This window comes from Rhizobium sp. SVR5-9E (assembly GCF_056755095.1).
The window spans coordinates 16,026-29,961 of record NZ_JBNDHS010000052.1 but is presented as its reverse complement, the minus strand read 5'-3'; the positions used below and the strand labels follow the sequence as shown (position 1 = coordinate 29,961).

Here is a 13,936-nt window from a genome sequence, read left to right as displayed (position 1 = left end):
GCCTGTCATGAGCGCGTATGCGGAGGCAGCGCCTCATCGACGGTGAGGTCGCGATCGGGCCCGTGAGGAACCACAGACTGACCCGGCTCAAGACGAAGCTGAACCCCATCGAGCTGAACCGAAAGGATGTCGGGCTCAAACGACACGAAGTCGGAGATGCGGTTGACCTCGCGGTAGGCCTCCCGATAAGACCACGCAGCCCGTTTGGCGTCGCCGATGTCATAGTAGCTGCACAGCCCCTTGTAAGGGCAGAAGGTCTTGAGTTCCACAGCAGTCAAGGCGGATTCGTCCACGTCGGCGCGTGGGACGTACCATCGCGGCGCAAAGCCTGACTCGTACAACGCGAGTGGCTTTTCCGTGTCGGCAATGATGCGGTCTCCCTGACGAACGATCAGCTTACGGGACGTCTGTCGGATGTCGATCCGATGGTAACTGTCGGCGGCATGGCCGAGGATACGTTCGTCTTCCTCGTAGAAAGCGTCCATCGCCGGCCACGCAAAAGCCACCCGCCGCTGCAACTCTTTCGCGTGTTCTGGCAGTTCGACATGCTGCCAAGCGCCCCGCTGAGCACTCTGGTCGCCTAGCCGTACCGTGTACCAAGCCGTGAGCCCTAGGTCGCGATGCCGAGTGGTATGCTCCGTACGCTGGAGGGCGTCAGGAGAGATGTCGCTCTCGGGAAAGTAAGCCACGGGATAACGCCCCGGTTCGAACAGCAGGACGACGTTTTCGCTATCGGCGATCCAGGCGCCGCCAAAGCGCACGCGCATGCGCCGGCGGAGCCGTTCGGCGTACAATAGTCTCTCTGGCAGCGGTTCTGGCAGAAGAAACCGGCCAATTGCTCCTGGAGATAGCGGACCTTGTTGCCAGGACAGTCCCATTGCTCAACCCTCGACAGGATCAACCTGTGGCGATGATGCGTTTAATCGGATCTTGGTTCGACCATGGCACTGGTATGAGATGCTACTCCGGAGGAGGTTCTTGTCAACGCGTTCTGTTTGACATCAAGCGATGCCGAAGAACATCTCAGTCTCACCAGCGAAGAATTCGCCGTCCTACAAGAAATCCGGCCATGGTAGCGATCGAGATCCCGATGGAATACCAGGTTGCCAGAAATAGCGGACTGTCGTCAGGGCAGTGCCAAGCGTAGATGGCAGCGGCGATGCCTCCCGCGGCGAGACCTGCCACGGCGCCCGCCGCTCCCGGGTTTTTCGGAGCACCCTGCTTGAGCGAGTACAGGATGCATGCAAGGGGGGCGATCGAAAGTGTCGGAACGAAGAACAGGCAGAACCCCGAGAAGTGCCCCATCATGCTCGGTCTCCACGCGTCCTGAGGAACTGCCAGAAGCTCGGTAAAAATCCCGACGGCAAGAATCACGAGTGGTAAGGCCAGCGCCATCGCCGCTGATCGGACTGAAGCGTCCGGTCTCCCGATCCTGAATGCCACCCTTGTGGTGACGATCGCAAGAAGCAGGGTCAGGCCGATCTTGAACATGACGCGTGGCGTCTGAATGGCCTGTTCCATGTTAGAACGGACGCCGATCGTGGACAGCAGCAGGACGGCGGATACCAGCACCCCGACGGCCAGCGCGATCAGGAATGCGCGACCGAAGCGGACACGCACGCGCGCATCGTTTGCAAGCAGGTTGATCAAGTCATCCGTTTTCACGTGCTTCGCTCCGATAGAGGGCCGCCAGCCCTTTCAGTGCCCTATGCAGCGCCACCCGCACGGCGCCTTCTGTCATATGTAGCCGCTCGGCCGTCTCCCGGATACCAGCGCCGCCGATCGAGATGGAACGCACGATGTCGCGCTGCGGATTCCTAAGCCCCTCCAGCATGCGATCGACATCGACGCGGTCCGCTCGCTCGTCACGATGATCCGCTTCGAGCGTCTCCATGACATCCTCTATGGGCACGCTAGAACGTCGGCCACGCCGGCGAAGGCTATCGACGAGCTTGTTTCGCACAATGGTCGACAGCCACGGGCCGATCGGGCGCGAAACGTCCCAGGTTCCGCGTTTGAGATGCACTGCTAGTAGAACTTCCTGCACCACGTCCTCGACCTCGCTCGGCGGAGCACCGAACTGATCGCACCGCCGCCGGGCGATCGACCGGAGATATGGTGTCACGGCCTTCAGGAATCGGTCGTAGGCCTGGGTGTCGCCGGCCATCGCCGCGCGCATCCAGGCTGCCCATTCCTCTTCACGGGCCGAATATTTCATCCGCCATTAACCCCTACGCGCGCGGCCACGTGTTTGTTACGGTCGCCTCGAAAATTCTGCTTACACGGCAATGGAGGCGAGGCGGACGTCGGCGCCTATTGAGCGCATTGTAGAACAAACGGCAAGGGGCAGCGCGGCAACAAAACGCAAAGGCCGCCCGGCTCGATTTTGAGCCAGACGACGAGACTATAGCCAGGACCGACGTTCATTCTAAAGATTGGGAGCTCCCGCTGTCCGCGCAATCAGATGGTCGAGCGACAGCCGGCCCGGCCCCCATCGCATTATCGAAAGCGCCATCGCCGCCCAAGTGATGTGGATGGGCCAGCCGTCAGGAACGGTGAGTTCGACGACGAGCGTCATAAACAGCAAACCAAGAGCTGCAAAGCGCGTCCCCAAGCCTAAAACGAGAAGCGTGGAGAAGACGATCTCGCCGCATCCCGACAGAAACGCCATCGTCGCCGGCGCGGGGAAAGGATACGGGCCGCCCGGAAGATGCAGCATGAATTCCTGTGTGAAGAGATCGACAGCGGTGTCGTTCAATTGAAGGAAGCCGTCCCATTTGAGAATGCCTGATCGCCAGAAGGGCACGGCAAGCGCCATGCGGACGACAGCTTGGACGAAGTCGGGCTGAGCGGCGGCCCGGACGAGCCCGCTGGCTGTCGCCACCAGCCTTGCCAAGAAAGAGAAGGCGCCGCGATCGGGCAGGGAATCAAGCGTGTTCGACATCTGAGGTCTCCATCTCGATATTGGAAAAGGCGCCGGCGTCGATCATCTGTCCGATCATTCCGGACAGGTCGAAGTTGGGATTGGCGTCCAGTCCCGCTGCAGCCGCCGTTCCAAGCGACGCCCCGGCGACAAGACTGTTAAGAAAGGCTGCGCCCCCCGGCCGGAGAAGGCGGATGACGACCTCGTCCGCCACGCGCGTGATCAGGCCATCTTCTGGAAGGTCTTCAACCCGGCCGACGGGTCTCGCGTTTCGGTTCATGGCGAAGATGGTCACGGCGGGATCTTCCGACGAAATCACACGCGTAGCCGGATGCGGCTTGAACCTCAGGTCTCCGAGCCGGTCCGGTGAAACGCTTGCAAGCTCTTCCCCTCGCAGGATCGGGGCGTCCGCTGCATGATAGGAATCCAGCCAAGCGCGCTCGATCCTCGCCACGTCGCCAAGCCATGGCATGTCCTGCGCGTACTCGTACCGGTCGATGAAGGCCGGAAACTCCCGGCCGTATTCGAACAGCAGCGGCGAGCGCGGTGGCGTCTCGCGGATATGGAAGCGCGCCATGGCGCGGAAGAACTCCGGCCCGGTGATGCGCTGGACGGCCGGAAAGATGGAGGCGAGCGCCTCGATGAGGCTGACCGTAACGTTGTTGCGGTAGACATTGTAGCGCTTGTCCGCCTGCTTGCCGCGCGGACCCGACACGAGTGCCGGCGCCGGGGCGTCGGGCACCAGCAGCGGGGCCGAGAACTGGCCGGCGAAATCCGGCAACTCCCGGCTGATCTTTATGACTTCAGCCGACGGCATGGGACGTCTTCCTTCGAACCGCGTGTCTGTCGAGAATCGCCTGTGCGGCGAGCGCTTCGGCCCGAAGCACCGGCCAATCGGGGATTTTGCTGTCCCACTCGATCAGCGTCGGGATCGACCCGCAGCTGTTTATGACGATTTCGTGGAGCTGCCAGACCGCATCGGCCACCGGCCCGTCATGACTGTCGATGAGCAGGAGTTCGCCTTCGTCGTCCTCCTGTTCGGCATGGCCGGCGAGGTGGATCTCGCCCACTTTCGACAGCGGGAAGTTCTTCAGATACTCCAGTGCCGAATAACCATGATTGGTCGCAGACACGAAGACGTTGTTGATGTCGAGCAGAAGCCCGCATCCGGTGCGTAGGGAGATTTCCCGGATGAAGTCGGTCTCACTCATCGAGGATTCCGCGAAAAGCACATAGGTCGAAGGATTCTCGAGCAGGATCGGACGACCGATCGCATTCTGCATCTCGTCCACATGATCGCAGACATATGCCAGCGTCGCGCTGGTATAGGGCAGCGGCAGAAGGTCGTTGAGATAGGTGCCCGCGTGCGTCGACCAGGCCAGATGTTCCGAGACCAATGCCGGCTCGTAGCGGTCGACGAGGGACTTGAAGCGGCCAAGATGCGCCCTGTCGAGCGGCTGCGGCCCACCGAGCGACATGCAGACTCCGTGGAGGGATATGGGATAGTCGCGGCGCACCTTTTCCAGAGCTCGGTGGGAAGGGCCGCCGGCGCTCATGTAGTTCTCGGCGTGGACCTCGAAGAAGCCTTGGGGCCTAGCTTCCGCAGCGATTGAGAGGAGATGCTCTGGCTTGAAGCTGGTGCCGGCCTGTCCGGCAACTGAAATCGTCGGAAAGCGGAGGGTGCTTTCCGTCTCCATGGGAAGGTCGGTCGTCACCTTGACGTTGGCCATGTTCGCCTCCGCTTTCCTGATTTTGCCGTTTAGATGTCGCGCGTCAGCGGCTTCGGCGAACCATGGCGGCCGCCAGGCAGTTCAAGCGATGCGCAGGTACCGCCTTGAACGAACTTCCAGGAGTTGCCCTGGAAGTCCTTGACGGAGGTTCCCTGGCAGGTCGTGCCCGGTCCGGCGGCGCAATCGTTCTGGCCCTTGAGCGCAACGCCGTAGCACTTCTCTTTGTGAGCTGCGACCGCGGCGGCGGCTTCGGCTTTGGTCAGTGGCGCGGCGCTTGCCATCGTGGCGAGGGCGGACGTGACTGCGCCGGCAAGAAGGGCGGCGCTGATGGAAGTCTTCAACATTCGTGTACTCCGTTGCTCGTTGACGCCCCTCTTCATTGGGGCACGTCAGCTACTCGCAAGCGGAGAGAGCCTTGTTACAGGCGAGGAGGTAACGAGTGCGTGATGCGCGGTAGTCAATGGCAACCAATACCACAGAGGAAAGCGGTTCCAGTCATCTCGCCGATGTTGGGAGGTCAGCAATGTCAAGTTTAAGGAGGGTTACGGTCCCTAAGACGTGCCTCGATTCTCGAGGAGCAACTCGCGGCGCAAGCCAACAACGGGTTCGCATTTGATAATCCTCGAAGGCGGCCCGCGTTCAAACGCTGCGGCAGTTTCACCGGCCATCTAGTCCTCGATGGCCGGTGATATCCGAGGCTGAGGTAGTCTGCTCAGCGCTCCCGATTATACCTGTGCAAGGCCGCCATCGACGTGAAGGTCGATGCCGTTGACATAGCTGCTCTCGTCGGACGCCAGGAAGTACGCTGCATTCGCAAGCTCTTCCGCACGACCGATACGACCGAGCGGCGTAGCCTCAGCAAAGACCTTCTTCGCGGCCTCGGACGCTGCATCGCTGTCGAATTGACCGCGGATGATGGGAGTTTCGGTAGCACCGGGGCTCAGAGTATTCACGCGGATGCCCTTGCTCTTCAGTTCCTGAACCCAGGTGCGAACCAGTGCGCGGACGCCCGCCTTCGTCGCGGCGTAGATGCCATGCGCCGGAATGCCTTTGACACCCACAACCGAGGCGTTCACGATGATGGAGCCACCCCGGGTCATGAGCGGCAGAGCCTTCTGAACCGTGAACACGACACCCTTGACGTTGATGTCCATGGTCTTGTTGTAGTGCTCCTCGGTGAGGTCGAAGATCTGGGCATGCTCGACGAAACCGGCGTTTGCGAAGACGATATCAACGACGCCCTTCTCGGCCTTCACCTGTGCATACAGCTTGTCCAGGTCAGCCAGATTCTGCACGTCGCCCTGAACGGTTGTTACGTTCTTTCCGATTTCAGCCTTTGCCTTCTCAAGCTCGGCCTGGCGGCGACCCGTGATGAATACATATGCGCCCTCTGCGACAAAGCGCTTGGCGGTTGCCAGGCCAATTCCGCTCGACCCGCCGGTGACGACTGCGACTTTTCCTTCAAGACTAGACACGATTTTCTCCTTTCGGCGCCGCCCGGATGACGGCGGCTGTGGCAACAAATGGAATCTTGAAGGCATGTGCGTAAGACAGGTGACTGGAATGAAAATCATTCCTAGCTGGAATACCGAGCGCGTTGGGTTCGCTGAGAGCGGGCGCTTGAATTGACGCCGAGGCCGAACGCAAAGTCTATCCGAGGTCACTTACCTTAGAAGCCGGTTAGCCTGTGGTCATGTCAGCTTCCCAGGCGTTATCTTGGAAATCCTGAGTGAGTTCCTGCTCGATGAAATTGACGAAGGCTCGTGCCTTTGTACTTACGTTTCGCCCGGTCGGGAAGACTGCCCAAAGGTCAACTGGCGGCAACCGCCAATCATTCAAGACTCGCCGGACCTTGCCAGATTTTATCTCAGGCGCGAACATCCATTCCGATGCGACGGCCAATCCCATACCTGCAAATACCGCTTCCCGAACGCCCTCGGCAGCCGTCAAGCGGACTCGGCCCTTGATGGTAGCAGCACTCTCGGCTGTTCCTTGTGTGAACGTCCAGACGGCTCCTCCCCCGCGAAGATCATAGACGACGGCCTCATGAGCAACGAGTTCTGCAGGCGTCGTTGGCTCGCCAGCAGTCGCGAAATACTCGGGCGAGCCTACGACCACCCGGGGGCTTTGCCCGATTTTCCGTGCCGTCAGCGAGGAATCTTGCAATTCGCCCATACGCAAGGCGACATCGATGCCCGCTTCGACGAGATCTACGTTCCGATCATCGAGAAAGACTTCAATGTCCAGGGCGGGATGCATCGATAGAAACTTGGGCAGGCGGGGAACAACGTAAAGCCTGGAGAAGGTCACCGCACCGCTGATGCGCAGCCGACCACTCAGGGCAGCGCCGGATCCCCTTGCTTTCAGTTCGGCTTCGTCCGCCTCCTCGACAGCCCGCTTGGCGTGTCCATAGAAGTTTTCACCGGCCTCAGTCGGCGTCAGCCCCTGTGTCGTCCGCAGCAGGAGCTTTACTCCGACACGCTCTTCCAGTTGGGCAATCATCTTGGAAACCGCCGGCTGCCCAAGCCGCAATTGTCGAGCCGCCCCGGTAAAGGATCCAGTGTCAACGACACGCACAAACGCGTCCATGGCTGCTAGCCGATTCATCGCCATTCCTCCTTGGAATGAAGCATATGTCCTTCTGCCGCCTACCATCGTCAAGTGCAGACGCGCAAATAGGTTCGATCAACGCCGGCAGATAATCGGCAAATGTGAGACCCGGAATATGTCCCTGAAAGAGAAACTCGCCACGTTGCGCCTCGCGCTCGAGAGCGATCTTCCCTCGGGCGCGCTGACACGGCTACGTTTGGAAGCAGCTGCGTTTGAGCAGCCGGGCGGACGCCAAGTCGCGCTGAGGGCTGGAAATTCGGCACCGGACTTCGAACTCCCGGATGACCTCGGATCGATCGTAGGCCTGCACAAGCTTCTTCAGCGGGGGCCGGTCGTGCTCTGCTTCTATTGGGGAGATTGGTGCGGGTTCTGTCGGCTCGAACTGGCCGCTCTTGCGGAGGTTGCAAGCGAGGTCGAAAGACTGGGCGCCACAATGGTCGCCATTGCACCGCAGCCTGCGCATGACCGTCGGATCACCACGGCGGACGTCTCGTTTCCTCTGCTCGTGGATACAGGAGCAGCCGTCGCCAAACTGTTCGGTATTGCTCTCACGCCGGTCTCCGAGATGGACGAGACTTACGCCGCTCTCGGGCGCCCTGCCCGCGAAAACGATACGACGGACCTGCCGATACCGGCAGTCTACATCGTCGATGACTCGGGAACGATCGTGTTTTCCTACCTGGATAGCGATTTTACCAATCGGATCGAACCACCAGACATCCTCGCCGGGCTGCGTTGCCTACAGCAGGCTGGAAGCAAAACAAGCGTTCGCGGTCTTCATGCAAAGCCTGCGTAGTCCCCCGTTCATTAATAAACACGGAAAGAACACATGATTAAATTGTATGCATTTTCCACACCGAATAGCGTTCGTGTGCCAATTGCGCTTGAAGAGATGGGACTGAGCTACGAGCTCAGACCGGTCAATGTAAGGAAGGGCGAATAGAAGCTTCCCGAGCATCTTGCGATGAACCCTAACGGGAAGGTACCGGTTCTCGTAGACAACGACGGCCCCGGCGGCGAACCAATAACGCTGACGGAGTCAGGCGCGATCCTCGTCTATCTTGCCGAAAAGACCGGCAAGCTTCTGCCGAAGGATGGCGTGGCGCGGGCATGGGTATTCGAGCAGATGTTCTTCCATCTTACAGGGATCGGGCCTGCCTTGGGGCAACTCGGCTTCTTCAAGCGGCAAGCATCGGAGCAGATCCCGTTCGCCATAGCCCGGTTCCAGGCCGAATCGGAACGGGTGCTCGCCGTCCTTGAGGGTGTCCTCGGCCGCCGCAAGTATGTCGCTGGTGATGAATTCACAATTGCCGACATCGTCCATTTTGGCTGGCTCTGGCGCCGCGAATTCGCAGGCATCGATTTCGAGAAAACCCCCAACATCGCTCGCTGGTACAACGAAGTTGATGCCCGACCGGCGGTTAAGCGGGGCGTCGAGCGAGTTACCGCTCTCGTGCCTGCTGCTTAAAGCATCAAAGGCCTCAGCAGCACCTTTGGCCTGACCCATCTCCGGCGAGAGCCGACCGCATGGGCCGGTCCTCCCGACACCAACCACTATTCACAGCAGCGCCACGGCAGGACCCGCGAGCGGGACATTCCATGGCCAAGCATTTTTGTGGAGCGTAACATGCCAGATACGAACCCTCGGCCGATCATCGGGCTCTTGTCCGAGCGTCACGACGGTGAACGTCGTGCCGCGATCGTGCCCGCCGACATCAAACGGATGGCAAATCGCGTGACGTTCATCGTCGAGCGAGGCGCAGGAACCAAATCCGGATACTCCGACGAGGCTTACATGGAGGCAGGTGCCGCCATTGTTGACCGCACCGACTTGAAGTCTTCCTCCGACATTCTCTTGGGCGTGCGCGCGCCCATCGATCTTTCCGACTTGCCCAAGGGAAAAATTCTGATCTCCCTGGGAGGCCGAGACATAGACGTCCTCGACGCCGTTCTGGAAAGGGATATCAAACATCTCGGTCTCGAACGCCTGCCGCGTACGATGCGCGCGCAAGCAATGGATGTCTTGTCATCACAGGCCACTGTGGCTGGCTACGCGGCGGTCATCGAGGGCGCGCGTGAACTCGACGTATTCCTGCCCATGCTGACGACTGCGGCGGGAAGCGTGAAGCCGGCCAAGAAATTGCACTCGGTGCCGGGGTTGCCGGACTGCAAGCGATCGCCACAGCGCGCCGGCTTGGAGCAATGGTGCACGGGTTCGACGTGCGTGAGTCTGCCCGGGAACAGGTCGAGAGCCTTGGCGCGCGGTTTGTTTCCCTTGGCGACGCATTGAAGTCGCAGGAAGTCGCCAACGGCTATGCAGGGGAACAATCCGCTGACCAACAGGCCAGATTGAGGCAGGCACTTGCTCCAACGCTTGCGCAGATGCAACTGATCGTCACCAGCGCGCAGATCCCCGGGCGAACCGCCCCGCTACTGATCGACGACGCAGCGCTATCGTCGCTGACGCCTGGAACAGTCATTGTCGATCTGGCGGCAGAGACGGGCGGCAACACGAGCCGTACAAAGCCGGGCGAAACGATCCGGTTCAATGGCGTCACGATTATCGGGTCGGTGAATTTACCGAGTCAGATGGCCGCTGATGCAAGCAGGCTTTTCAGCGGCAATATTCGCGCTTTGCTCGAATACCTCATCCCCGACGAGACCGGCGTGCTCTTGAAGTCAGAGGATCCGATCGTCGGCCCTCTGCTCGGCGTAGACGCGGTCCTCCGCACGGCAGCGTAAGTAAAGGGCTCTCATATGAACACCACAACTCTCATCCAGCTCTTCGTGTTTCTTTTGGCAGGATTCGTCGGCTTTCAAAGCATCAGCCGCATCCCACCGCTCTTGCACACGCCCCTGATGGCAGCGACTAACGCCATATCAGGGATTTCCCTCGTTGCGTCGCTGGTGTTGGCTGGCTCTGATCACGGACCACTGGCGACTGTTCTCGGGACGGTCGCGGTTGCTGCCGCCATGGCCAACGTCGTTGGCGGATTCCTGATCACAGACCGAATGCTGGCGATGTTCAAGCGCGACAATTCCCAGAACAAGGAGGGCGCATCCAGCGCTTCTGCCCAATGAGCGATACTCTCATCCAAATCGCCTATCTCTTCGCCGCGTTTCTTTTCCTGACCGCATTGCGCGCCCTGGGCAAACCGGACACGGCACGCCGAGGCATGCAACTCGCGGCCTTCGGTATGGCGGTTGCCATTGCGGCAACCCTCTTCAATTCGCGCATCGTCTCTTACGAGTGGATCGCCATCGGCGGCGTTGTCGGAGCGGTCGCGGGCTACCCGCTCGGCAAATGGGTCCCGATGACGGCGATGCCACAGCGCATCGCACTTAGCCATGCACTCGGTGCTCTTGCAGCTACGCTGGTTGGTGTCGGTGAGTATCACAACGGCCTCTCCGTCGGGGAACTCACACGGGGCCATGTGCTGGCGTTGGGGTTCGAGGTGCTGCTCGGCGGCCTCACTGTTACAGGCAGTCTGATGGCATTTGGGAAGCTACAGGACATCTTGCCCGGGCAGCCGATTACCTTTCCCGGACAGAACGCCTTAAACCTCGCCGTCCTTGCGGTTGGTGTTGCGAGCCTCGTGTGGCTTGTCGCAGATCCGATGAACGTGACAGTCGCCGCCGTCATGCTTGCGGTCAGCCTTATCGTCGGTGTTCTTCTGGTTCTTCCTATCGGTGGTGCTGACATGCCCGTTGTCGTCAGTCTTCTCAACTCCTATGCGGGCCTCGCGGCAGTGGCAACGGGCTTCGCCATCGACAATAATATCCTGATAATTGTCGGGGCGCTCGATGGCCTGTCCGGCTTCATCCTTTCCGTTGCAATGAGCAAGGCGATGAACCGGTCTTTCGCCAACGTCTTGTTCGGAGCTTTCGGGTCGGCACCTTCTGCCGACGCGGGCGGACTATCTCCGACGGGCGGTGAAATGGTGCCGATCTCTGCCGAGGACGCTGCACTTCGCATGGCCTATGCCGAGAAGGTCATCATCGTTCCCGGGTATGGCCTTGCGGTGGCGCAAGCCCAGCACCAGGCTCGTGAGCTCGCAGATTTGATCGAAAAGCGCGGTGGCGATGTTCGTTTTGCGATACATCCGGTGGCCGGTCGCATGCCCGGGCACATGAACGTATTGCTCGCAGAGGCAGGCGTCCCATACGACAAGCTGCTCGACATGGAAGACATCAATGACAGATTCGCGGAGGCCGATGTCGCTCTCGTGGTCGGTGCAAATGACGTCGTGAACCCGGCGGCTAGGACAAATCCAAAATCGCCTATCTACGGCATGCCCATCCTGAAGGTAGAAGAGTCCAAGAGCGTCATCGCCATGAAGCGCGGTCGTGGCGCTGGCTTCTCTGGGGTCGAGAACGACCTTTTCGTCAGCCCGAAGACGTCCATGCTTTTCGGCGACGCGAAGCAGTCCCTCATCACCCTCGCCTTGGAAGTCAAGAACGCCTGACCACAGGCCCAACGAAATCGAGAGTGCTAGGACGCGGGCCGCGCGAGTGGCTCGCGTCCTAACCAATTCGAGGATGCGATAAAAAGGCAAAGGAATCGCATGCGGCGGCCGGCTATGGGCAATTCCCCGGCTCCCGGAATTCTTCCAGACCTACCCTGGCATTACCGCGGGAGCTTGGGGGTCTCGCGAGCTTTGGTCCTCCCCTACCCCGATTAACGCGATATTTTCGGCAGATCGGCCATCCAAGGCGACGGGCTAACGGCCGGATAGTGTTCGGCAAGCCGAACCCTCATTCCAATCAGGAATAAAGAATAGTCCGTTCCAACTGCTACAGCGCCGCCAACATTGCTTTTATTTGAAAACCCGGCGCCGGACCGGCGCCTCCTGCGTCGCCACCAATCAGAAGAACGAGGCAGGCCAACGGGTTTTCGAAGGACGATTTAACATGAGCATGAAGTTGGATGGAAAGGTCGCGGTGGTAACCGGGGGCAGTGCCGGTATCGGGCTTGGCATTGCAAAGCAAATGGCGCGCGAGGGCGCCACTGTCTACATTACGGGCCGGCGTCAAAGCGAACTTGACAAGGCGGTCGCCGAAATCGGGCACGGTGCGGTCGCGGTTCAAGCGGATGCTTCGAACTTAAGCGATATCGACCGGGTGTACGACACAGTCCGCAAGAACAATGGTCACATTGACGTGCTCGTCCTCAACGCGGGCTTCTATGAATTCATGAAGTTCGGCGAGATCACTGAAGAGCACTACGACAAAACCTACAACACGAACGTCAAGGGCCTTCTGTTCGCATTCCAGAAGGCACTTCCGCTGCTTCACGACGGCGCTTCCATTATCTTGATCGGGTCTATCGCCGCCTCGAAGGGCATCCCCAGCATGTCCGTCTATTCTTCGACGAAGGCCGCGGTGCGGAATCTCGCGCGCGGCTGGATGATCGATACGAAAGAACGCAGGTTCCGTATCAACATCCTGAGCCCTGGTCATACGCTGACCCCTGGTCTTTCGGGACTACTGCCTGCAGAGGCCCATGAGGGTCTGGTCGGCACAATCCCCCTTGGTCGTCTGGGCACGCCCGAGGATATGGGGAAAGTCGCGGTCTTCCTGGCCTCCGACGACAGCGCCTACATTACCGGCGTCGAGCTGGATGTCGACGGTGGCGTCTCACAGTACTGAGGGGACGACGGGGCGGAGCTTCGACTTCCGCCCCGTCTCGATCCCGATGGCTTTTTAGGCATTTAGCTGCACTGGCTGCCTAAAAGGTTTTCAAGATGCAACAAGGCAGAGCGAAGGTCGCGTTGGTCGCGTCGAGCATCTGTCGGGTAAGGGGACGGGCTTCCTTCATAGTGGGACACGCATGCCATGCTGTTAGCTGCGTGTGGCATAAGGCAGCGCGAACAGACCCGAGTGGCGAAAAGATCAGGTTCTGACGGAAGACCCGCCTTTGCTCTGGAGGGCCGGAAGTTCACGCAGGTCGACGAGTTCCGACCTGAACGCGACATATCCCCTGAGTTCTTGAATGACAGGGTGCCGGTCTTCAAAGGACCAAGCAACGTTGGTACTTACGCCTGATGGAGCAGCGGCGTAGTAATTGACGACATCGGAATCTACAGGTGACTTCCCGCGGACGAGGAAGTCCATTCGGACATCCGTTCGAGGGATGTACTGTACGGGCCTGTGGCCGGCTTCGTAGACCGTGAGCGCATTCTTCGTGTCGGCGATCAGTCGCCCTGAGAGGAAGACCACGACCCGGTCAGGATTAGGCTCGACGGTTATCGGTGCGGCTGAGCCGGGGAGTAAGCGTGCATAAAAGGTGACCTCGTCGTCGCTGCGATCGTCGAACATGGTGATCAAATCCCAATTTTCCCGTGCCTCGGCAGCAAGCGTCCGGCACCATTTCTGAACCAGATCTCAATGTGACTGGGCGCCGTATCCAACGTGGCACTCACATCGCTGCCAATCCTTAACCGACTAGATCCCGAATTATCGGTCAGTTTTCCAGTGTTGGCGGGGGACTAATCTTTATTCCGGTTCGGAATGGGCCGGACATCAAGGCCATGCCGACGTGGCGCCATCTGGGCCGCGATCAATGGCGGCGGTGCTGCTGCGGCAACACAACGCGGACTCAAATAGACGCTGCAGCAAAATGGTCCGTTGCAAAATCCCGCATTATGAGATTCAAGGAGCCCATCGATTAACC

The 13,936-nt window shown here is 59.8% G+C and carries 17 protein-coding genes and 1 pseudogene; 8 read left to right on the top strand and 10 right to left on the bottom strand.

What is annotated here, in order from left to right; translation table 11 throughout:
• Nucleotides 1–5: 5 nt before the first annotated feature.
• From ACPYOJ_RS21630 to ACPYOJ_RS21590, 9 genes are all read right to left on the bottom strand, one after another.
• Nucleotides 6–794, bottom strand: coding sequence for a DUF427 domain-containing protein (locus ACPYOJ_RS21630; RefSeq protein ID WP_481418069.1), 789 nt, complete (start codon nt 792–794; stop codon nt 6–8).
• 235 nt (nt 795–1,029) lie between these two features.
• Complete coding sequence (locus tag ACPYOJ_RS21625; RefSeq protein ID WP_481418068.1) at nt 1,030–1,665, bottom strand: NrsF family protein; 636 nt, start codon at nt 1,663–1,665, stop codon at nt 1,030–1,032.
• Nucleotides 1,652–2,218 (bottom strand): sigma-70 family RNA polymerase sigma factor, encoded by a 567-nt coding sequence (locus ACPYOJ_RS21620; RefSeq protein ID WP_481418067.1) that lies wholly within the window; start codon nt 2,216–2,218, stop codon nt 1,652–1,654. The genes ACPYOJ_RS21625 and ACPYOJ_RS21620 overlap by 14 nt, the downstream gene beginning before the upstream one ends.
• A 210-nt stretch (nt 2,219–2,428) precedes the next feature.
• Nucleotides 2,429–2,944: a DoxX family protein gene (locus tag ACPYOJ_RS21615; protein ID WP_481418066.1), complete on the bottom strand. Its 516-nt coding sequence runs from the start codon at nt 2,942–2,944 to the stop codon at nt 2,429–2,431.
• Nucleotides 2,928–3,740, bottom strand: a complete 813-nt coding sequence (locus ACPYOJ_RS21610; RefSeq protein WP_481418065.1) for an HvfC/BufC family peptide modification chaperone — start codon at nt 3,738–3,740, stop codon at nt 2,928–2,930. Before ACPYOJ_RS21610 ends, ACPYOJ_RS21615 begins: the two co-directional genes overlap by 17 nt.
• Nucleotides 3,727–4,653: an MNIO family bufferin maturase gene (bufB, locus tag ACPYOJ_RS21605; protein ID WP_481418064.1), complete on the bottom strand. Its 927-nt coding sequence runs from the start codon at nt 4,651–4,653 to the stop codon at nt 3,727–3,729. Before bufB ends, ACPYOJ_RS21610 begins: the two co-directional genes overlap by 14 nt.
• Before the next feature lie 29 nt (nt 4,654–4,682).
• Complete coding sequence (locus tag ACPYOJ_RS21600; RefSeq protein WP_481418063.1) at nt 4,683–4,997, bottom strand: BufA1 family periplasmic bufferin-type metallophore; 315 nt, start codon at nt 4,995–4,997, stop codon at nt 4,683–4,685.
• A gap of 381 nt (nt 4,998–5,378) precedes the next feature.
• Complete coding sequence (locus ACPYOJ_RS21595) at nt 5,379–6,128, bottom strand: SDR family NAD(P)-dependent oxidoreductase (protein ID WP_481418062.1); 750 nt, start codon at nt 6,126–6,128, stop codon at nt 5,379–5,381.
• 205 nt (nt 6,129–6,333) lie between these two features.
• The gene (locus ACPYOJ_RS21590) at nt 6,334–7,260 is read right to left on the bottom strand and encodes a LysR family transcriptional regulator (RefSeq protein WP_481418061.1); all 927 of its coding nucleotides are present in this window, start codon (nt 7,258–7,260) and stop codon (nt 6,334–6,336) included.
• 118 nt (nt 7,261–7,378) lie between these two features.
• Here ACPYOJ_RS21590 and ACPYOJ_RS21585 point away from each other — a divergent pair, with 118 nt between their 5' ends.
• From ACPYOJ_RS21585 to ACPYOJ_RS21550, 8 genes and pseudogenes are all read left to right on the top strand, one after another.
• Nucleotides 7,379–8,059, top strand: a complete 681-nt coding sequence (locus ACPYOJ_RS21585; RefSeq protein ID WP_481418060.1) for a peroxiredoxin-like family protein — start codon at nt 7,379–7,381, stop codon at nt 8,057–8,059.
• A gap of 165 nt (nt 8,060–8,224) precedes the next feature.
• Nucleotides 8,225–8,326: pseudogene (locus ACPYOJ_RS21580) on the top strand (glutathione S-transferase N-terminal domain-containing protein); the annotation flags it as partial.
• A 63-nt stretch (nt 8,327–8,389) separates the two neighbouring features.
• On the top strand, nt 8,390–8,731 hold the full coding sequence (locus ACPYOJ_RS21575) for a glutathione binding-like protein (protein WP_481418086.1): 342 nt from the start codon (nt 8,390–8,392) through the stop codon (nt 8,729–8,731).
• 159 nt (nt 8,732–8,890) lie between these two features.
• Nucleotides 8,891–9,553, top strand: a complete 663-nt coding sequence (locus ACPYOJ_RS21570; RefSeq protein ID WP_481418059.1) for a Rossmann-fold NAD(P)-binding domain-containing protein — start codon at nt 8,891–8,893, stop codon at nt 9,551–9,553.
• Nucleotides 9,439–10,005 carry a Rossmann-fold NAD(P)-binding domain-containing protein gene (locus ACPYOJ_RS21565; protein WP_481418085.1) on the top strand — a complete coding sequence of 189 codons (567 nt, stop codon included), beginning with the start codon at nt 9,439–9,441 and terminating at the stop codon, nt 10,003–10,005. Before ACPYOJ_RS21570 ends, ACPYOJ_RS21565 begins: the two co-directional genes overlap by 115 nt.
• A gap of 15 nt (nt 10,006–10,020) precedes the next feature.
• Entirely contained in the window at nt 10,021–10,344 is a 324-nt protein-coding gene (locus ACPYOJ_RS21560) for an NAD(P) transhydrogenase subunit alpha part 2 (protein ID WP_481418058.1), read from the top strand.
• A complete protein-coding gene (locus tag ACPYOJ_RS21555) occupies nt 10,341–11,729 on the top strand; it encodes an NAD(P)(+) transhydrogenase (Re/Si-specific) subunit beta (protein ID WP_481418057.1) in 1,389 nt (462 codons plus the stop codon). The genes ACPYOJ_RS21560 and ACPYOJ_RS21555 overlap by 4 nt, the downstream gene beginning before the upstream one ends.
• A 445-nt stretch (nt 11,730–12,174) precedes the next feature.
• Complete coding sequence (locus ACPYOJ_RS21550; protein WP_481418056.1) at nt 12,175–12,912, top strand: SDR family NAD(P)-dependent oxidoreductase; 738 nt, start codon at nt 12,175–12,177, stop codon at nt 12,910–12,912.
• A 243-nt stretch (nt 12,913–13,155) separates the two neighbouring features.
• Here ACPYOJ_RS21550 and ACPYOJ_RS21545 read toward each other — a convergent pair whose 3' ends face one another.
• On the bottom strand, nt 13,156–13,581 hold the full coding sequence (locus tag ACPYOJ_RS21545) for a DUF427 domain-containing protein (protein ID WP_481418055.1): 426 nt from the start codon (nt 13,579–13,581) through the stop codon (nt 13,156–13,158).
• Between the last annotated feature and the right edge of the window lie 355 nt (nt 13,582–13,936).